Source organism: Capnocytophaga sp. oral taxon 864 (assembly GCF_002998835.1).
In the GTDB taxonomy this organism is placed as follows: Bacteria; Bacteroidota; Bacteroidia; order Flavobacteriales; family Flavobacteriaceae; genus Capnocytophaga; species Capnocytophaga ochracea.
Map to the genome: position 1 here is coordinate 1,293,183 of NZ_CP027232.1, position 20,968 is coordinate 1,314,150.

Sequence of the window (20,968 nt, forward strand, 5' to 3'; positions counted from 1 at the left end):
TTTACCAAAGTTATCTGCCCGTGCGGCTCGCACCTTTGGCAAAGTTTATCATTAACCATTAACCACTACTTAAACATTTCTTTAATCTCTTCCAACATCTTAATCTGTTTCTTTACCGATTCAGTTTGGTTTAAGCCACGTTTGATAGTGATTCCCTCGTCTAAAACATTTTTGAGCATCTCTTTAGCAGCAGGGTTCTCCATATCTTTAGCGATTTCTTTGAGTGATTCAGCCAATAGCTCCACGTGTGAAGTATTGTCTAAGTGCATTGCCCACTCATAGCCTTTTTTGAAGTTGGTAGCTGTTTCAGGATTGTCCTTTTCAAAAAAAGGATAGTATATAAAATAAGGAAGTATCGCAGGGAGATACTGCTCCATTTGGTTGTCTACAATTACTCCTGATAATCCCGCTAATTGGTCGGTATCAAAGTCTTTAACATTTCCTTTTTCAAGTATACTCTTAGCGCGTGCGGGCTCAGTACGAGCTATCCCGTTGATAGCAGCATTCTTGATAGCCCCCGAAGGAGTTCCAAGGTATTTTTCAAATAAAGAAACGTATTTGTTTTTGTATTTTGAGGTAGCTAATACCCATATCGCTGCCGATTTAGCTAAGTTCTCAGGGTCAGAAGACGCAATCTTTTCTACCATTGCCATTTCTTTGGCATTCAGTTCATAATTAGCGAGTTTTTGCAATGCTTGTATGCGCACTTGGAAAAAGGGGTCTTTAAGAGCAGCGAGCAAAATATCTTTGCCGTCAGGAGCCATTGGGGCACTTACCGCTTGCATTCTGCTCTTGAGCGATTTAGCGCGTTGCATTTGGTACAAATACTCCGCCCACGTTTTTTGGTATTGCTCATCTATCAGCACCACACCTTCGGGGTTGATATCTATCAGCTCTGGGGCTTTCTTCATTGCAAAAGTAAAAGTATTTTCTTTACGAGCATCTACCCAAACACTATGACGCTCTGCCTTGCCATTTCTGTAAATATCTATATCCAACGGAAACTGAAACAAGAGGTCTTCGCTTTGTGTTTGAATAATTTTTAAGGTCAATTTACCATTGCTAAACGTCTTTTCTACATTCACAGTAGGATTACCATTGCCAAAGTACCATTGGTTGAAGAACCAGTTCAAGTCTTTACCGCTCACTTTTTCTAACGAAAGACGTAATTGGTGAGCTTCCCCCGTGCCGTATTCATTCGTTTTGAGGTAATCGGTAAGCCCTGCAAAGAAAGCCTCATCACCAAGATAATTGCGCAACATATGCAAGATAGCCCCGCCTTTGTTGTAAGATACCAAATCGAACATATCCTCACGTGAATCATAGCCAAAGCGCACCAAATCTTTTGCAAAATCATTGACGCGGTGTTGGTATTGAAGGGTGTTATTGCTAAGGTGGTATTCTGCGGCATCTTTGCCGTATTTGTGTAGCAACCACAAGTATTCACTATAGTTCGCAAACGACTCGTTTACGGTGAGATTCGACCAGCTTTCGGTAGTTACCAAATCACCAAACCAGTGGTGTGCCAATTCGTGTGCGATAATAGGCTCCCAATAGTTTTGGTCAGCCAAAGCTTCTGCGCTCTGATAAGCACTCTCGGCGTGGCTTACAGCCGTAGTGTTTTCCATTGCTCCACTCACAAAGTCGCGCACTACCATTTGGGCGTATTTAGCCCACGGATAGTCATAGCCAAAACGCTCAGAGAAGAACGTAATCATCTCGGAAGTATTTCCAAATATCTGTTTTGCAACAGGCTCGTATTCCTTTTCTACATAGTATTCAATAGGCACCTTACCGCGCCAAGGCGTATCTTTTACTACGGCAAACTCTCCTGCCCCCATAAAGAAAAGATAAGGTGCGTGAGGCTTGTCCATCACCCAATAGTCGGTGCGCATATTGCCTTTCTTATCACTGCTTTTTAGCACCCCGTTAGAGAGGGTAACAAAGCTATCGGGCACTGTCATTTCTATTTCTTGAGTAGTCTTTTGGTTGGGCTTGTCGATGGTAGGAAACCAGCACGAAGAGCCTTCCGTTTCACCCTGCGTCCATACTTGGCGCATAGGCTTGTCGGCTTCTCCGTTAGGGTTGATAAAGTAAAGCCCTTTGGCATCGGTAATCGCACGACTGCCCTTATCGGTTACCTTTTCAGGCTGTGCCGTATAGCGAATGTACACGGTATAGGTCTCCCCTTTTTGGTAAGTTTTGTTGAGTTTTATTCTCAACATATCATTCTTATAGCTATAAGAAAGAGGCTGTTGCTTGCCGTTCTGTTCCAAAGCCACCTTGTGGATAAGCATAGCCTTTGCATCAAGGATAAGGCTATCGGTAGCATAGAAATAAGGAGAAGCAGTAAGCCATTCTTCGCCGTTGAGTGTTTGGTTAGTGAAGTTAAAATCTACCTTCAATTTCGTGTGCTTTAAGGCAGTTTTCTTCTCAGGAGTAGCACGATAGAGGCTTCGCCCCGAAGTATCCGTCTGTGCAAAAGTGTAGCCCGAAAGTAACAGGGCAATAATAGTAAAAAGTGTTTTTTTCATTAGCTTATTTTATTGCCTTGAAAAATATATTTCCAAGGGATAATTTCAAATGCAAAGATATAGCTTTTTGCCATTATAGCGAAATAAAACACCAAAAAATCACAAACGTTGTACTTCTTCCAGTTCATTTATGTGTGCCTCTTTAGCTTTTCCAAATTGGTAAGTGAAGTTCAGTTTAAGCTGTCGGCTTTCGCTATTGCCGTAAGCATAAAGGTCTAAGTTAGGCAAATGGCTCTCGCTGTCCCAACGCTGGGTGTGGAAAATATCGGTAAAACTAAAGGTAGCCGTAAGACGATTATTTAAGAAAAGGCGTTGCAAACCGAGGTCTATACCTCCTGACGATTTAGCTATCTCGTTGATGCCTGCTAATCTGCGCGAATTGTAAACTGCCGTGAGTTCGCCTTTCAGTTGCCAAGGCAAGCGAAAGTAATTTTGCATCGTTAGGCTGTACTGCCAACGATTGAGGTGTAACTCAGTGCCTTCTAACACAGTGCCTTTGTTCTCTATATAACTGAGGTTAGGGGTAATAGTCGTCTGACAGCCTTTGCCCCAGTTGAGTTCTTGATAAAGAGAAAAAAGTAAATGGTGCTGGCTACCTATGTTCTGAGGGATAGAAATAATCTTATTTTGCTGAAAAGGTTCACTAATACTGCTAAAAAAATCAGTAGAATAGCTGTAAGCCATTGTAAAAGATGTCTTTTTATACGAAGCCGAAAGAGTGAGTTTTTGTATCTTCTCAGGGGCTAAAAACGGATTCCCTTTCCAATACGATAATTCGTCTAAGAGGTATTCAAACGGATTGAGATTCTGGTATTCAGGTCGGTTGATACGTGTGCTATAACCTGCAAATAGTTGTAGGTCATCGTTGCATTGGTATTGCAAACTCAGGGTAGGAAAGAAATTGGTATAGTGCTTTTTGTGTTCTTGTTGGCTATTTGCACTGCCCGCAACAGGCAATAGCACTCCCTTAGAAAAAGTGGTCTCGTTGCGCACACCCACCTCAGCATTCAAGCGTTCGGTAATAGGGTAGTGATACTGGGCATATACGGCAAAAATACGCTCTTTGAAGTCGAAAGCATTGGAGCGGTTTACATCTATGATATTGTGGGTAGGCAAGTGCTTGAAGAAATGAAAACTATTATCCGAAAATACTTGTGAATATTTAGCACCTGCTGTAAGACTGCCTCCCCATAACGGTAGCTCCGAACGAAAAGAAGTAGCGAAGATATGTATCTTACGGTCGTTTTCGGAGAGGTACATCTCGTGAGAAAGTATAGTACCCTCAGGCGAACGGTAAGTGTTGGGTTGCCAATTGCCCGAGCCCCCATCAAAGAAAGCGTAATCTATGTCCAACTGATAGCGTTCGTTATCCGAAGGAGTAAACGTGTAGTAAGCATTGGCACTGTATCGATTGGCTTTTTGCATAAAGTAATCGTTATAGCCCGATAGCGTCTTTTCCAATACATTAGCAGCATTGAAAAAGCGGGTAGTCGTGCTGGTAGTTCCTTTGCCAAATAACGTGTTGGCAGAGAGTTGCACCCCTAAGGTATGTTGTTCATCGGGCAAATAGTCATAGCCAATATGCCCTGCAATCGTTTTGCGCTTTTCGGTATCATCGGTAGGACTTTCGTAGCGCAAGCCATTTTGTAGGCGCTCACTGCCGTAATCCATTGCGTAATGCCCCAACTGATGATTATAACCCAAACGCAAAATACCCTTCTTCACGCTGTGTTGCAATTGGAGTTCTGTGTTCTGTCGCAGATTCCACCAATACGACACCCCGTTATTTAAAGAGAAGAACGTGCCTTCCACCGTCTTTTTGTCTAATACTATATTCACCGCTCCTGCTCCTCCCTGTGCCTCATATTCGGCTGGCGGATTAAGTAATAATTCCGTTTTCTTGATTTGCGCCATTGGAATAGATTTCAGGTAGTTCGCCAAATCGTCGGGCTGCATATAAGTAGGTTTCCCATTGATGAGCACCAACACATTGCTTTTTCCGCCAATGCTCAGGTGATTTTGGTTGTCTACCACCACATTGGGCGTACTTTTCAGTGCATCAAGTGCCGTACCCGAAGAGTGTGTTAGGCTGTTTTTAGGTGAAAACACTATCTTGCCTTGCTCCATATACACAGCAGCTTTCTTCTGAGTAGCTGTAAGTACTACTTCTTCCAAATCTACCGCAGTGCTAAGTGCAATAGCAAGCATATCAATATTCTTGTCTAACAGAAAAGGCTCTCCCGTATACGACAAATAATCACCCGTACTTTCAATATAAATGCGCAACTTACGAGGAGGAGAAGTAAAGCTAAAGAGTCCGTTAGCTCCCGTAAGAGGTTCGCTTACAATAAGGTTCGTATCAGCATCTAATACTTTAATAGCTACTTTGGGAATTCCCTCAAGCGAAGCGTTATGGACGAAGCCTTTTACAGTGTATTGTGCTTGAGCAGAAAGGGTAAGCTCACAAAAAAGAGCAAGAAAGAAAATAAAACTTTTCATTAAAATATTGTTTATGGCGAATAATGGTGCAAATGTAAAATAAAAAACACACTTCACAAAAAGAATTAACTTATTTTATTGTTTTACTTTAACAAGGAGGTTTATATATCTTACCTTCGCCTTATCTTTATTTTTCGCTCGCTACATTCTCCCTTTTCCGTCATACTTTCCCCTATTACCTATGCCCTAAGAATCCACACCACCCCATTTTCTCATTTTCAAATTTGCTAATTCTCTAATTTCTCTTTCCCTCTTTCCGTCACTACATTCCTCCTTTGGAGGTAGCCAGCGACAGCTGGGTATGTGTAAAAGAGGAGGTTTCTATTACACTTCCCCATTTACTAATTTTCTAATTTGCTAATTTCCTAATTATCTCTTCCCCTTTTTCCGTCGCTACATTCCCCCTTTGAAGGGGGTTAGGGGGATGTTTCCCCTAGTGCCTATGGCCTAAGGCCTATCACCTCTTCCTCTTTCTTTCGCCTCGAAACCTCGTTTTTAACATTTTTAGTGCTGTTGTATGATGTTATGAACCAACTATTTACATACCCTTTCTATACCAATCGTCCAAGATTCGTATAAGCTTCCTATAAGCTCTCTATAAGCTAACCCCACCCATCTAATAGCCTTTTTTCATCAAAACCCCTCTTAACCTTCTTCCGAATCTCTCCGATATCTTCCGAAAGTTCAGAACCTCTTTAAGATTCTTCAAAAACTCCGACAAATCTCTCTCCCCATTTCACAAAACGTAGACTTGATTTTGTTTAAAATTTGTTTAATTTCTGAGGCACAGCCTCATTCCTCTAACTCAAGCTCGCACCTCATTTCCTCATTTGCTAATTTCCTCATTTGCTAATTTCCTCATTTGCTAATTTCCTCATTTGCTAATTTCCTCATTTGCTAATTTTCTCATTTGCTAATTTTCTCATTTGCTAATTTCCTCATTTTCTCATTTCTAACACTATTTGGTATTAAAGAATTATTTACTATCTTTGCCCCAATCTATACAAAAGAAAAAAATGATGAAAAGAACGATACAATATTTGCTTATAGGTGGAGGAGTAGTTTTGCTCTCTGGTTTTTTGGTCAATGCAATGTCAGTTAAAAAAGAAGAAAACAATATCTACGAACAAGCAGAAGCCGAAGCAGCCCAGAACCCTCTTTCAGCTCAAGAAACTCATCATAAAAGCGATTTCTCTAATGATTACAGAGTTTTTGCCATCGATTTACCCGAAAAATTAGACTTTGCTGGTGAAAGAGTACCTTTGGAAGACCCCGATGTACACGAGCGTTTAGACCGAGAGCTTATCGTAAATACCTATTGGCAATCCAATACTTTGTTGGTGCTCAAGCGTGCTAATAAGTATTTCCCTATCATCGAACCTATCCTCAAACGCAATAATATCCCCGATGATTTCAAATATTTAGCCATCATAGAAAGCGGACTCACCAATGCGGTATCACCCTCCGGTGCAAGTGGCTTTTGGCAACTTATGAAACCCGCCGCTCAAGAATACGGCTTAGAAGTAACCGACCAAGTAGATGAGCGTTATCACATAGAAAAAGCTACCCAAGCTGCCTGCGATTATTTAAACAAAGCCAAGCGCAGTACAGGTTCGTGGACGATGGCTGCCGCTGCTTATAATGCCGGTATCTCAGGAATGAATAAGCAAACTTCTTTTCAAGAAACTAATAATTATTATGATTTATGGCTAAGCTCCGAAACTTCACGCTATGTTTTTCGTATTTTAGCTCTAAAAGAGATAATGAAGCACCCTAAGAAGTACGGCTTCATCTTCGAGAAGAAACATTTGTATAACGAACTGCCCACTTACAATGTAATGGTAGATTCTACCATCGAAAATCTCACCCAATTCGCCAAGAGTCAGAACATTACTTATAAAGACCTAAAACTATACAATCCTTGGCTACGCGATAAAAGGCTAGATAATATAGATGGCAAAGCGTATTATATCAGGATTCCCAAGAAATAGTTTTTAAGAATAAATATCAGAAAGTAGAAATTTTCAAGTGTTCGACATTCTTGGGCGCAAACTGTTGCAATACTTCTACCTTGCCATTAGCAAGCCAAAGGTGTTGTGCCTCTGCAGTAGCATCATCATTCAGCAAATGATGTTGAGAAAGTATATTGCGCGTTTGTTTGGCTACCGCATACCCCGAATCTATTACCTTTATGTGTGGAGGAATGAGCTCTTGTATTTGTGGCAACAAATAAGGGTAATGAGTGCAACCTAACACCAAATAATCAATCCCTTCGGCAACCATAGGTAAGAGGTATTTGCGTAATAATAGCGTCATTTCAGGACTTTTTATATGTCCCGCTTCTATAAGGTCTACTAGCCCCTCCCCTACTTGCTCTATAATTTCCACTTGCTCTTCCTGTTTAAGGTGCTCACTGGTTTTAGCAAAAAGGTCGCTGGCAAGTGTACTGCGGGTTGCTAATACCCCTATTTTCTTAGTAACACTCTGCAAACTCGCAGGCTTTATGGCAGGTTCTATTCCTATAAAAGGTACTTCTTTATATTTATTCCTCAAATACGATATAGCATTGGTAGTACCCGTATTGCACGCTACTACTATAATTTTTGCATTATTTTCTAACAGAAAACGCGTATTAGCATCGCATAATGCAATGATTTCCTCCTTAGCCTTCTCACCATAAGGAGCATTTTTATTATCTGCTATAAACAGGGTATTCTCATTAGGCATTAGTGCGTTTACTTCTTTCCAGATAGTAGTCCCCCCTACTCCAGAGTCAAACAAACCAATAGGTGCTGTACGTGATGTTGAGTGAGTCATTTTAAAATAAGGTTCTTTTCAGTTGCAAAAATAAAAAAAAGTGTTCACTTAGCGAACACTTTTCATAAGAAAAAATATCTATTAATTTTAAAAACCTACGAACTAAAATCCTAAGTCCTTTTTAACTGTACTGTAAAGGTCATCTCCTGTAGCTACAATCACGCTTGAGCCTGCACTTGAATCCAATACGTACTGAAGTCCTCTTTGCTTAGCAATTTTCTCAATAGAGCTTTTTACCTTTTTAAGCAATGGCTCTACCAATTCTTGTTGCTTTTTCTGTAAATTCTCAGCAGCAGTTTGTTGTGTTTTACGGATATTTTCTTCCATAGTTTTAATTTCCTCTGATTTTTTGAGGAATTCTGCTTCACGAGCTTTAAGTTGTGCCTCTGTAAGAGCAGCAGCTTCATTCTGATACTTTTGAGCCTTAGCTTGCAATTCTTTAATAGCTGCTTGAATATCGTTCATATATCCTTGCTCCATTTTCTTTAATTGTGACTCTATTGATTTTCTTTCAGGCATTTCTTCTAAAAGTTTTTGCACATCAATATGAGCGATTTTCACTTGTGCAGTAAGCATTGTAGTAGCTCCTAAGAATAGAGCCAATGCAATCATCAACGTTCTAATGTTTCTCATCATCTGTTTGTAATATTAGTTATTTAAAAATTTTTACTGATTTGTTGTTGGCGTTTGTGTTCTCGCCTCTTGTTGTTTTTTAAGGCGCTCGGCTTGTTCTTTTTCACGTTGCACCCTTTGTTCTTCAAGTTTCTTTTGGCGTTCAGCTATTTCCTTCTCACGCTGTTCTTTCTGTTCTTGTAACTTCTGTTGGCGTTCGGCTTGCTCTTTGTCCCGTTGCACCTTTATAGAATCGCGCTGTTGTTGGAACTTCTGCTGAAGCTCAGCTTGCTCTTTCTCGCGTTGTGCTTTAAGAGCATCGCGCTCTTGTTGGAACTTCTGTACACGTTCAGCTTGTTCTTTTTCGCGTTGCGCTTTAAGGGCGTCTCGTTCTTGTTGGAACTTCTGCTGGCGCTCGGCTTGCTCTTTCTCGCGTTTCGCTTTGAGCTGTTCGCGCTGTTGCTTCATTTCTTCAGTTTTGCGCAAACGTTCTTGTTCGTATTGTACTCGGCGTTGCTCACGTGCTTTTTCAGCTTCTTTACGTTTCTTAACGCGTTCTTCTACAAACTCAAAATCATAGCTTTCTTTTAAGAGCTGAGCCATATCTTTGTTCCTATCTTCGGCATTGTCTTTCTTCTTCAAGGCACGAAGCACTACTTTACTCAAGTTATGTTGCTCATTAGAGAATAACATAGTGGCGTCACTCTTTTCAAAAATAAAGTCGTATTTGCGCATCTTTCCTATCTCTTGCACTATATTGAACACTTGGTCTTGGATAGGCTTAGCAAGCATAAACTTTTGGGTGATATACTCTCCTTCCTTAGCATCAAACTTCTGCTGTTTATAGGCATTCAAGTTGTATTCTAACAGAGCTATTTCTTCTTCTTTATCTTTGATAAGCTCGGGAGTAAGTAAAGCTTTCTCAGCTTCTAACTTATCTTTTTCAGCCTTTATCTTTTCTTGGCGTTTGGCTATTTCAGCCTCCCATTGCTCTACTTGTAAGGCAAACTGCTGGCTTGCTACTTTATAATCTTCGAGGTGTGATAATATGTAATCCATATCCACATAGCCAATACGAGATGGCTTTTGTGCATAAGTAAAACAGGCACTACACAATAGTACTATAAATAACGCTTGTAGTTTGTTCATAACATTTATCAAATGTATATACTACTTTTTAGCCTTCTCTTTTCGTAAAAGAAAATATCGTGCCAAAAATTAGAATTGTTGTCCAAAAATAAAGTGTGTTTGCCAGCCACTGCGGTTATTGCTATTGGCAGGGTTATCGAAACCATACCCAAAGTCAATACCCAGCATACCGAACTGTGGCATAAAGAGTCGCAATCCTAAACCTGCTGAACGCTTAATCTGGAAAGGATTAAAGTTCTCTAATCCATTGTGTACATTACCTCCTTCGGCAAATACTAAGCCATAGATAGAAGCCATTGGTTTAAGAGTAATAGGATAACGCAATTCCAGAGAGAACTTATTAAACACAGTCTCGCCATCATCGGCGGAAAGGGCATAGTTTTCATACCCGCGCATTTGTATGTTTTCACGTCCGTCCATCGAGTAATAGCCTAAGCCATCGCCTCCCATAAAGAAACGTTCAAAAGGTACTATACCGCGTTTGCTGTTATAAGCTCCCAAATAACCAAAATCAGCACCAAACTTTAATACAAATTTACTGTAAATATTGGTATACCAAGCTGAGGTAAACTTGAGCTTATAAAACTCTAACCAGTGGAAACGCTCTTGGTCTATTTGTGCTATTCTATCAGAATCTTTATTGGTAGAAGCTGTTTCTCGTTCTTCAAGTAGTTTACCATAATCTACCTTATTGAACAATGAGTAAGGAGGGGTAAGCTTCGCACTAATGGTAAAGCTACTTCCTGACATTGGATAGATAGGGTTAGGCCCACTTGAATTACGCGATAGCGAAATAGTATAAGCTAATGAATTAGAGTTACCGTTTTTAAAAGTAAAGAGTCCTAAATTAGGATAATTCTTCAAATCATAATGCTGATAGCTTAAAGTATGAGCGATTTGGAAATAATCATCGGGGACTCTTAAACGTTTGGCTAAACCTACGCTTATTCCCGTGATATACACACGCTTACTCTTATCTACATCATAGCTCCTGTAACTATACCCGAACTGTTCGGTTCTACTGAATGACACTGAGAACTGCACAGGCTGTTTACCTCCCATCCAAGGCTCGGTGAATGAAAACCCATAAGTGCGGTAGTATCTACTTATTTGGAAACTGAGTGATAGTGCTTGACCGTCGCCCATAGGCACTGGGCGATAGGCTTTGGGGTTGAACAAGTTGCGAATAGAAAAGTTATTGAATGAAAGGGCAAGTGTACCTATGAATGAGCCTCCACCGTACCCTCCTTGCAACTGCACTTGGCTTGAACCTGTTTCGGTGAGTTTATATTCTATATCTACGGTTCCTGCATTAGGGTCGGCATTTTTAAACTCTGGATTGATGTTTTGAGCATCGAATAGTTGCAACTGTCCTAACTCACGAACGGTACGCACTACGGCATCTTTGCTATATAGATAACCAGGACGTGTGCGCAACTCGCGATAAATTACATAGTCGTTAGTCTTTTCGTTACCTGTTACTGATATTTTATTAAAATAAGCAGGCTTCCCTTCTACCACGCGTATTTCGAAATTGATAGTATCATTTACTACTGAGGTTTCTACAGGGTGTATTTGCGAGAAGAGATAACCACTATTTTGATATAAATTGGTTATATCTTCGGCATCGGGTTTGGTATTGTCTTGAATGCGTTTTTTGAGCAATACTCCGTTATATACATCGCCTTTTTTGATACCCAATACTTGATTGAGCACACGGTCGTTATAGACTGAGTTTCCTAAGAAGCGGATATCACCGAAATAATAACGCTTCCCTTCTTCTACTGCTATATTAAGACTTACATTACCGTCTTTATTTTTAATAAGCGTATCGTTTACCACACGAGCATCGCGATAGCCTTTTTCTTTATAGAAATCTACGAGGTTTGTTAAATCTTCGTCGTAGTCTTTCTTAACATATTTGGAGCGTTTCCAGAAACGACCGAAACGCACTTGTTTTGTCTTTTTGAGCTTCTTGCGCAACTTGGCTGAGGTAAATTGCTGATTGCCTTCAAAAGTAATTTTATCAATTTTTACCTTATTACCTCTATCGATGTGAATGAGCATATCTACACCATTGGCATCGGTAGTATCTATTTTGGTATCGATAGTTACTTTGGTGTTGAGATAACCATCTTTTCGATATTTATTAGTGATATAGTTTTTAGTATTAGCAATAAGGCTTTCGTTTACCTTTACTCCTTTTTTAATTTCGGCATCTTTAAGGAGGGTTTCTGCTTTTTTCTGTCCGATACCTGTTACTTTTACATCGACTAATGAAGGTGTTTCTTTGATAGCTAACTCTAAGAATACGGTATCACCTTCTACGCGCTTGATATAAATATTAATATCGCTAAACAACTTATAGCCCCATAGCTTATGAATGATGGAGCTGAATTTTTCACTGGGGATTTCGATTACATCACCTACTTTCAAACCCGAAGTAGTGAGGATAGTTTGTTCGTTATAACGTTTTGCGCCAGTAACTTCAATGCCACCAATTGTATATTTTCTTCCTTTTCCTAATGATATTCTATCTTCTTCTTGTGCACTTACAAGGCTTACAAAAGCCAAGAAAGCAAGCAATAAAAATTTTTTCAGCATAGTTTTACGTAAGTTGTTCGCTTGTTTTTCCAAATCGTCTTTCTCTATTTTGATAGTTTGATAAGGCTTCTTCTAAGTGTTTTTTTGTGAAATCAGGCCATAATACTTCAGTAAAATAGAGTTCGGCATAGGCTATTTGCCATAATAAAAAATTGCTGATGCGCTCCTCACCGCTGGTGCGGATAAGTAAGTCTACATCGGGTAAGTCGTAGGTGTATAGGTGTTTTTGTAGTGTTGTTTCGGTAATTGTATTAGCAATAAGTGTGCCTTCTTTTACTTTTGCTGCAATTTCTTTTATAGCAGTTAGGATTTCTTCACGTGCTCCATAGTTGAGGGCTAAGGTAAGGGTAAGCCCTGTATTGTTTTTGAGTTTATCGATAGAAGCAAGTAGGGCTTCGCGTGGTTTAGGAGGGAAACGGTCTAAATTGCCAATGGTTTTGAGTCTTACATTATTCTTGTGCAAATTATCAACTTCCTTTTTTAGGAACTTTACCAATAGCTCCATTAGGGCTTTTACTTCTAAGGCGGGTCGTTTCCAATTTTCGGTAGAAAAGGCAAAAAGGGTGAGGTATGGAATACCGTGTTCCACACAATATTCCACTACTTGTCGCACAGTTTGCACTCCTTTTTCGTGACCATAGGCTCTGAGCAAACCTTGTTTTTTTGCCCAGCGCCCATTACCGTCCATTATAATAGCCAGATGCTTTGGATAGTTCGTAATCTCCATTGGTTTTAAGTGAAATTATCTACAATAGCAAGGCCATTCGCCGAAGGTGTAGGTAAGGGTAAGACCTGAGAAGGCATACCAGTCGTAACTTCTTCCTATGTTACCGAATGTAAAGGATTTTCTTTCGGGCGCACTACCATCGACGTTGTTAGTAAGGGCAAAACGGAAAGCTACTTCACCTCCTAAAACAAGCCTTCGAGTGATTTTAGCTTTAAAACCGAAAGCTACGGGCACAGCCACATCGAAGTCGCGACGTGTAGTATCGGTAGCTTCAACGGGTTTGGGAGAGGAGGGGTCGAAGTACAAATCGTCGTGCCAAAGCCCAGCTATACCTACGAACACATAGGGGGTCATAGGCATATCGAGCAAATTGCCGATTCTGTAGCTAAAGAAATTGAACTCGGTGCCTACTGCCAAATCGGTAATATCACTTGAATAAGCGAACCCTCGATTGCGTTTACCAGGGATATCGGACTGGACGTCGTTAGCTCTAAGTTCGGACTTAGTAACCTGCACACGAACTGCCATACGTTCGTGGAAATTCCATTTATATATCCCACCAAAAGCGATTTTGTTAGGATATAAATAATAGGTTCTACCAACATCTGAAATGGGGTTGCTTCCACCTAAGAAAACACCGATTTCGTGTTGCTGTGCCGATGCCATATGCATCGCCAATAGTATCAATGTAATGTGTATAAATCTGTACATACGCTATTCTATGCAAGGCGCAAATATACGTGTTTTATATGAAATAACATTTATTATTTCCTATTTTTTTATTTTGGATTTTTTAATTAGCTGTTAAAATTCTTTATATATCATTGATTATTAACACGATATAAGTATATTTATTTTTATAAAGAATTATAAGTTATCGGGGGTGATTTGTGAAAAGTGGGTAGATGAAAGGTGCTTGTGAGGAGGGAGCGAGAAGTACCTTGTGGTTGCTCTGTGAGACATCTGACGGATTTTTAATAAATCTTAAACGAAACTACAGTGGTCTTATAGTGGCTCTACAGTGGCTCTACAGTAACTCTACAGTGGCTCTACAGTGGCTCTACAGTGGCTCTACAGTGGCTCTACAGTGGCTCTACAGTGGCTCTACAGTGGCTCTACAATGAAGACTAACCGAAGATTAATGGAATACTAACTGAATACTGATTGGACTTATAGTGCTACTATCTGCTCATATCACTGGTTCTACTGGTTAGACTTGTAGGACATAAAAATAAGTAACGTGAGCTCGATGTAAAATAGCCGACGAATACTCGGAGTGGGGTATGCGAGAGATTGTGTTTCAGAAATTAAACAAAACTGATTTCAAAATTAAAATAGCATCAAGACTACGCCTTGTGAAATAACAATTCAAGATTCAACTTTGCCAAATTTTGAAACTTTGGCAAAGTGTATATACCGCAAAAAAGACTCATCATCAGAATTATTTATCGAACTGATATTAACTTTCAACTTCGTGCGTTTGCTCTGATTGACAAATTGGCAGGTTTGTAGATTGGTATTATTTTTGTAGTTTTGCACCCTAATTAAAAGAAAGAAAAAATTGCTATGGCAAACATTGAAAAGATAAAATGCCTAATTATAGGCTCAGGTCCTGCGGGCTATACTGCCGCTATTTACGCTTCGCGCGCGAACCTAAGCCCTGTGCTTTACCAAGGAGAACAACCTGGTGGACAGCTCACTACTACTAACGAAGTAGAGAATTTTCCGGGATATCCTGAGGGAGTAATGGGTAGCGAAATGATGATGCAGTTAGAGCAACAAGCTAAACGCTTTGGGGCTGATATTCGCAACGGCTGGGTGACTAAGGTAGATTTTTCGGCTCACCCCCACAAAGTATGGGTAGATGACCAAGAGCTCCACGCTGATGCTGTGATTATCGCTACGGGTGCTTCGGCTAAATACTTAGGTTTACCCTCCGAACAGCACTATTTGCAAACAGGAGGAGGCGTATCGGCTTGTGCTGTGTGCGACGGTTTTTTCTACCGCAATCAACACGTGGCTATTGTAGGGGCAGGCGACTCGGCTTGTGAGGAAGCGCTTTACTTAGCGAACCTCTGCTCGAAAGTAACAATGCTCGTGCGTCGCGATGAGTTCCGCGCTTCACAAATTATGAAGGAACGCGTGCTCAATTCGCCAAAAATAGAAGTGCTTTTCAATACTGAAACTGAAGAGATATTAGGTGACGGACAAGTAGTTACCGGCATTAAAGTGCGCAACAACAAGACAGGGGAGATAAGCGAAATAGCTATCACAGGTTTCTTTGTAGCTATCGGTCACAAACCTAATACTGATGTGTTTAAACCTTATATCGACACTGATGAGGTGGGCTATATTAAAAATGTAGCGGGCACTTCGCTCACCAATGTAGCAGGGGTGTTTGTAGCCGGTGATGCTGCCGACACACGCTACCGCCAAGCTATTACGGCAGCAGGCTCGGGCTGTATGGCAGCGTTGGACGCAGAGAAATACCTCCTTACTCTTGAATAGGTAAAAGGTAAAAGATAAAAGGTAAAAGGTAAAAAAGCGCGATGTTTATTATTCTAAACATCGCGCTTTCTCATTTGCTAATTGACTAATTTGCTAATTATTCAATTTATGGTTGATAATTCTATCCATATAGTCTTGCATAAAGGCTTTTAAATCTTTAATACCTTTTTGTATTTCGGCATTGTCTTCTTTGCCCAAGAGATTGTTTTTGAGAGCACCGTCTTCTTTCTTGTACACTCCGTTTACCTTGCCTGTTTCGTCGATGATATAGATGTAATTACCTTGCATCATTTGGTACATAAGCGCATCGGAGATAAAAGCGCGAGGCGTTTCATCAGGAAGATTGGCAAACACACTGCGCCCCCAAGAGCGGAAAGGCTTATGGTAACCCATTAGGTCTACTAACGAAGGATAAATATCTATTTGCTGAGTAATATCTGAATTTACCCCCTTTGGCACTAAATTAGGGTTAGGGCTGTAGAACATAATTGCTGCTCCTTTGCCTGTAATAGGCTCTTTGTAAAGGTCGTAATAGATTTGGTTAGGGTGGTCATTGACAAAAGCAAAGATAGTATTGTTATACCAAGGTTGTTTTTTAGCACACTCAAAGAATTGTTTGAGAGCGTAATCGGTATAGCCAATACATTGGTGAATTTCTAAGTTGCCTTTAGGGAATTTGCCCTCATATTGCTTAGGAATTTGAAAAGGGTGGTGGGAGGAGAGTGTGAAAATAGTGCCTAAGAAAGGTTGTTTCTTTTGAGAATAAGTCCTGCACATATATTGGAAAAAAGGTTCGTCCCAAATTCCCCAGTGTCCATCGTCATCAGCATCGTTATTGTACTCATTTTTACCATAATAATGGTCGAAGCCTAAGATATTAGAAAAACCTAAGAATCCCATAGAACCATTGGGTGCTGAATGGAAGAAAGAGGTATCGTAGCCCATTTCTTTGGCAATAGACACCAAAGACTGTGTGGGTTGCTTCACATAAGGTGATGAGGTGTAAGCGACTTGAAAAGAGGGAATTCCTGCCAACATTGACGACATTCCGTGTATAGACTGACGTCCTGTGCAATAAGCATTGTCGAGCACAAGTGAATGTTGTGCTAACGAGTCTAAAAAGGGAGTATACGACTTAAAGTTAGGAATATGGGTTTTAGTATTCATACAGCCCCAATACTCTTTACCGAAACTTTCTAAAATAAAGAGGACAACATTGGGCTTGGTAGCTACTTCGCGGTTGTACTGCTTAATAGGTTTTAAACTCTCATTGATGTAGGCTTCATCTACAAAGTGATATTCTTTAAATCCTTTGTTCTTACCCATACTGCGAATGAGACAAAAAGGCGTGTTTAGTATCGCATCAGCCTGAGGAGCTGTATTTACGTGTCGGCTAGCATCGAGCATATTGATAGGGCGTGTATCCGAAGTAAAACCACCGCCTCGTATAGCCATCATTATCAGAGTACCGAAGCCTAAGAAAAATACAGCAGACCAACCAAAATAAGATTTCTTTTGAGCAATAGGCACTTCGACGTTTTTCACGCGTTTATAAAGAAAAACCCAAAGAGCTATCAGTAAAAAGAAGCCTACGAACATATACCAATAGCCTCCTAAAAAGCTACTGAATATTTTCATTTTGTTGTTTTCGTGTTCTATAACTGCAAACGATGCCGAAGTAAGGCGAGACTTGCTAAAAGGGTAGTATGCCATATCAATAAAATTGGTGGCATAAGCAATCGTATTAGGTATAAAGTACGACCAAAAAACTGCTTTCTGAAACTTCTTATGGGTATTTACCCACAAAGGTAGTAAACTGAGCAGTATGAACAGCAAATTAGTGTACATTATAGCACAGTTATCAAACGCCAATCCATAATAGAAAAGGTCGGATGTGTTATAATCACCCATCAGTCCGCGATTCATATAGATAAACAAACCACGTGCAATGGCATAAAATAAGTATACCAAGAAGATACGGTATAAGAAAACTACATATTCTCTGATTCTCATTGTATTTAATTTTAAGTGAATTGTAATAGCAGAATTATAAAGGCTAATACGCACGAAGCGATAAGTACACCACGTGCGCGTTCGTTTTCATAACGATTGATAAAAAAGAAGAAGATAGCAAGGTCTAACAGGGCTCCTAAGAGTATGAGTTTACCTAAATATCTCTTGTAATAGGCATCTTGCAAGGTAGTAGCAATACTAAATTTAGAGAAAATAAGCACATAGGCTATCACCCCTATTACATTTACGACAATACCTGCTATAAAACCAATGATTTGGTCTTTGCGTTTTTGATTTATATTTAAAAATCCCATTGCTTTAACTCTTGAATATTTTGGTGAGCCGTAAGGTCAAATTGAATAGGCACTACTGAAATGTAGCCGTTTTCGAGAGCCCATTGGTCAGTATCAGTACCTTGGTCTTCATTCACAAAAGTACCTGTCATCCAGTAGTACACTCTCCCTTGCGGGTTCACACGTTTGTCAAAACTTTCTATCCAGCGCGAACGTGCTTGACGGCATACTTTTACGCCTTTTATTTCTTCCTTCTTGATATTAGGTATATTCACATTCAGTACTGTCCCTTTGGGCAAACCATTAGCGAGTACTTTTTCAGCAATACTTTTGATATAAGAGCGCGCTTGCGAAAAGTCGGCATTCCAACTGGAGTCTAATAATGAAAAACCAATAGCAGGAATGCCCTCAGTACCCGCCTCGATAGCTGCACTCATCGTTCCTGAATATATCACGTTGATAGAAGCATTGGAACCGTGATTGATACCACTCACACAGAGATCGGGCAAACGACCGTTCAGCACTTCGTGTTTGGCTATTTTCACACAGTCGGCAGGTGTACCACTACAAGCGTATTCGCGAGTAGCTCCGTTATGTGAGGGCACAGGGTCGCAGTACATAGTAGTATCGAGGGTAACGGCGTGCCCTTTACCGCTCTGTGGCGAATCAGGAGCTACTACCACTACTTCTCCTAATTCTTTCATTATGTCTATCAGATAACGGATACCCGGAGCGGTAATACCGTCGTCGTTTGTTACTAATATTAAAGGTTTTTGCATACTAAAAAGTAAAGACGCGTTTTGTAGTCGCGTCTTTACGATGTGCAAAAGTACACAAATTTTAAATAAAAGCAATATTACATATGAAAAATATATATTTTTACATCAGTTGGATTTCATCTACAAATAGTAAGGCTGGCGTGCCTTTACCCTCGTGCCATTCAGGGATTACAGTACCTTTGAGCACTACTTTCACATAGCGAGTTTTAGTTTTAGCAAAGTTCAAACTGATAGGCACGCGCTTAATAGGGTCGGTCTTCTGGGCTATCTTCAAAGGTTGCTGAGTGATGAGCTGAAAGTTTTTTCCATCAGCAGAGCTGTAAATAGCAACTTCTGAGGCTGGGAATATCCAGTTAGGCGTATCGGACAAAGAACCTGTTTTGAGATTGCTAATTTCTTCTTCTTTACCTAAATCGATTACTGCTTCTACTCCCACTCGACCAGGAAAGCCCACCCAATGTCCATCGATATAAGAATCTTCACCTATTTGGGCATCTACTAAGGCAGTAGCCCCTCCAAAAGTGTATTTAGGATTAGTTTCAGTGAGTAATTGTATAGGCTTGTAAGTAGCCTTATTAAATAACGACTGGTAGCTAAACACTCCGCTTATAGTATCTTTATGCACAGCTACTGCTTTTAACAGCACCTCGTTGCTGAGTTTGATAGGCTGGGTATAAAGCGTTTTGGTAGCATCAGGAGTAGTGCCATCGGTGGTGTAGTACACCTTGCCATCGCCTACGGTGAGGAGTTCTACCTGAATGCCATCTTTCTTAGGAGCGGGCTGAATGACAGGTGTAACACCCAACACGTGTTTGGCATAATGATATCCCTCTTTTTGGTAGTAATTGAGTAAGTTGCCTAAACGCTTCAAAAAGTCGGCATAGTTCTTTTTCTCTGGGGCTGTCCATTGTACCTCAGCTAAGGCAGCCAAGCGAGGCAAGAGCATATACTGGGCGTGTGCAGGACTCGCGATGTACTCTGTCCACAAATTAGCTTGTGCTCCTAAGATATATTTACCTTGTTCGGGAGTGAGTTTAGGGTCGATAGGCTCATAGTCGTACACCTTTTTCACGGGGAGGTATTCACCTATGGACAGTGGTTCTTTACTAGGGTCTTCGCCTTGATTATAGTCGAAATACAAACTGTAATGCGGGGTCATAATAGCGCGGTTGTGGCGTTGTGCTGCGGCTATACCTCCTTCGGTACCTCGCCACGACATTACAATCGCGTCTTGTGAAATGTTATCTCCCTCCAAAATCTCGTCCCAGCCTATTACCTCTCTACCTTTCTTCTTGAGAAACTGCTCTACGCGCGATACCACATAGCCTTGTAGTTTCTGTTCGGCAGTGTGTTCAGCGTCGCCTTTTAAACCCAATGCTTTAATTTTAGCCTGACATTTAGGGCACTCTTTCCAACGTGTTTTAGGACACTCATCACCTCCTATATGAATATATTTAGAGGGGAAAAGTTCGGTAATTTCGTCGAATACGCCCTCTAAGAACTCATAAGAAGCCTCATTGCCGGCACAAAGTACATCGTCGAAAACGCCCCATTTGGTACCTACTGCACAGTCCTTGCCTGTACAACCCAACTCAGGGTAAGCCGTGAGCACAGCTAAGGTATGTCCAGGGATATCTACCTCGGGAATAATCGTAATATAGCGGTCTTGGGCATATTTTACAATCTCTTTAATCTGTTCTTGGGTGTAGAACCCGCCATAAGGTTTACCATCAAATTGGTGGGGTTTATCTTTGAGCAAATGCCCAATAAGCGTTTCTTTGCGTGTTGAACCTACCTCAGTAAGGCGAGGGTATTTTTTGATTTCTATACGCCACCCTTGGTCATCGGTGAGGTGCCAATGGAACTTATTGAGGTTATGAAGTGCGAGTATATCAATGTACTGCTTGATAAAATCTACTGTAAAGAAATGCCTGCTCACATCAAAATGCATTCCCCGATAGGCAAAGCGAGGCGCATCGTCTATCACAGCCGTAGGGAACGCTAAGGATTTAGGTTCTGTTACGTCAATCGACTTGCGCAAGGTTTGTATGCCGTAGAACACACCTGCGGGACTTGCTCCATCAATAGTAATTTGCTCACTTGCTACAGTAAGTTGATAAGCCTCTTGGTTAGTTTTTTTAAGGTCGGTTTTAAGACGAATAACCTTCCCCCTATTTACATTGGGCTCAGTGGTAAGAGTAAGCCCTGTGATTTCTTTAAGATAAGAGGCAAGAAATTGGGCATTCCTTTGTAGTAAGGCATCACCTTGTGGATAGGTAATCACGGTTTGAGCATCGAGCTCAAAAGGTTTCTGATGGGTATAACTAATGGATTGTGGTAGCGGAATTACCTCGTAATGAATTACAGGCTCAGTGCCTTTACAAGCCATAAGACATAGTGTTACTAAACTAAATATAAGTTTTTTCATTGGTG

General features: G+C 40.6%; 15 protein-coding genes. 3 read left to right on the forward strand and 12 right to left on the reverse strand.

The genetic code is table 11. The features are described from left to right. Positions 1-65: 65 nt before the first annotated feature. The gene (locus C3V44_RS05700; protein ID WP_106095836.1) at positions 66-2,534 is read right to left on the reverse strand and encodes a M1 family metallopeptidase; all 2,469 of its coding nucleotides are present in this window, start codon (positions 2,532-2,534) and stop codon (positions 66-68) included. Positions 2,535-2,633: 99 nt separating this feature from the next. Then, on the reverse strand, positions 2,634-5,033 hold the full coding sequence (locus tag C3V44_RS05705; RefSeq protein ID WP_106095837.1) for a TonB-dependent receptor: 2,400 nt from the start codon (positions 5,031-5,033) through the stop codon (positions 2,634-2,636). Between the two features lie 1,016 nt (positions 5,034-6,049). Between C3V44_RS05705 and C3V44_RS05715 the strand changes: the two genes are divergently transcribed. Then, positions 6,050-7,024: a lytic transglycosylase domain-containing protein gene (locus C3V44_RS05715; protein WP_106095838.1), complete on the forward strand. Its 975-nt coding sequence runs from the start codon at positions 6,050-6,052 to the stop codon at positions 7,022-7,024. Positions 7,025-7,040: 16 nt separating this feature from the next. Here C3V44_RS05715 and murI read toward each other — a convergent pair whose 3' ends face one another. The 6 genes from murI to C3V44_RS05745 all read right to left on the reverse strand — a co-directional run bounded on the left by murI (position 7,041) and on the right by C3V44_RS05745 (position 13,653). Beyond that, the gene (murI, locus tag C3V44_RS05720; protein WP_106095839.1) at positions 7,041-7,850 is read right to left on the reverse strand and encodes a glutamate racemase; all 810 of its coding nucleotides are present in this window, start codon (positions 7,848-7,850) and stop codon (positions 7,041-7,043) included. Between the two features lie 102 nt (positions 7,851-7,952). Further along, on the reverse strand, positions 7,953-8,486 hold the full coding sequence (locus C3V44_RS05725) for an OmpH family outer membrane protein (RefSeq protein ID WP_016479699.1): 534 nt from the start codon (positions 8,484-8,486) through the stop codon (positions 7,953-7,955). Positions 8,487-8,516: 30 nt separating this feature from the next. Next, positions 8,517-9,611 (reverse strand): OmpH family outer membrane protein, encoded by a 1,095-nt coding sequence (locus C3V44_RS05730; protein ID WP_106095840.1) that lies wholly within the window; start codon positions 9,609-9,611, stop codon positions 8,517-8,519. Positions 9,612-9,680: 69 nt separating this feature from the next. Continuing rightward, on the reverse strand, positions 9,681-12,215 hold the full coding sequence (bamA, locus tag C3V44_RS05735) for an outer membrane protein assembly factor BamA (protein WP_106096635.1): 2,535 nt from the start codon (positions 12,213-12,215) through the stop codon (positions 9,681-9,683). A 4-nt stretch (positions 12,216-12,219) separates the two neighbouring features. Further along, on the reverse strand, positions 12,220-12,942 hold the full coding sequence (locus C3V44_RS05740; RefSeq protein ID WP_016479702.1) for an isoprenyl transferase: 723 nt from the start codon (positions 12,940-12,942) through the stop codon (positions 12,220-12,222). A 15-nt stretch (positions 12,943-12,957) separates the two neighbouring features. Beyond that, positions 12,958-13,653 carry a DUF6089 family protein gene (locus tag C3V44_RS05745; protein ID WP_034554165.1) on the reverse strand — a complete coding sequence of 232 codons (696 nt, stop codon included), beginning with the start codon at positions 13,651-13,653 and terminating at the stop codon, positions 12,958-12,960. A gap of 194 nt (positions 13,654-13,847) precedes the next feature. On the opposite strand from C3V44_RS05745, the gene C3V44_RS05750 reads away from it, so the two are divergent. Together C3V44_RS05750 and trxB are read left to right on the forward strand one after the other, a co-directional pair. Continuing rightward, positions 13,848-14,066: a hypothetical protein gene (locus C3V44_RS05750; RefSeq protein ID WP_106095841.1), complete on the forward strand. Its 219-nt coding sequence runs from the start codon at positions 13,848-13,850 to the stop codon at positions 14,064-14,066. Between the two features lie 442 nt (positions 14,067-14,508). After that, positions 14,509-15,450, forward strand: coding sequence for a thioredoxin-disulfide reductase (trxB, locus tag C3V44_RS05755; RefSeq protein ID WP_009419158.1), 942 nt, complete (start codon positions 14,509-14,511; stop codon positions 15,448-15,450). A gap of 93 nt (positions 15,451-15,543) precedes the next feature. Here the strand turns inward: trxB and C3V44_RS05760 are convergent, their stop codons facing one another. The 4 genes from C3V44_RS05760 to C3V44_RS05775 form a co-directional block, all read right to left on the reverse strand. Further along, entirely contained in the window at positions 15,544-17,463 is a 1,920-nt protein-coding gene (locus C3V44_RS05760) for an LTA synthase family protein (protein ID WP_106095842.1), read from the reverse strand. An 11-nt stretch (positions 17,464-17,474) separates the two neighbouring features. Continuing rightward, complete coding sequence (locus tag C3V44_RS05765; RefSeq protein ID WP_009411254.1) at positions 17,475-17,777, reverse strand: hypothetical protein; 303 nt, start codon at positions 17,775-17,777, stop codon at positions 17,475-17,477. Next, positions 17,765-18,535 carry a 5'/3'-nucleotidase SurE gene (surE, locus tag C3V44_RS05770; protein ID WP_048748121.1) on the reverse strand — a complete coding sequence of 257 codons (771 nt, stop codon included), beginning with the start codon at positions 18,533-18,535 and terminating at the stop codon, positions 17,765-17,767. The genes C3V44_RS05765 and surE overlap by 13 nt, the downstream gene beginning before the upstream one ends. Before the next feature lie 100 nt (positions 18,536-18,635). After that, entirely contained in the window at positions 18,636-20,963 is a 2,328-nt protein-coding gene (locus tag C3V44_RS05775) for a family 20 glycosylhydrolase (RefSeq protein WP_106095843.1), read from the reverse strand. Between the last annotated feature and the right edge of the window lie 5 nt (positions 20,964-20,968).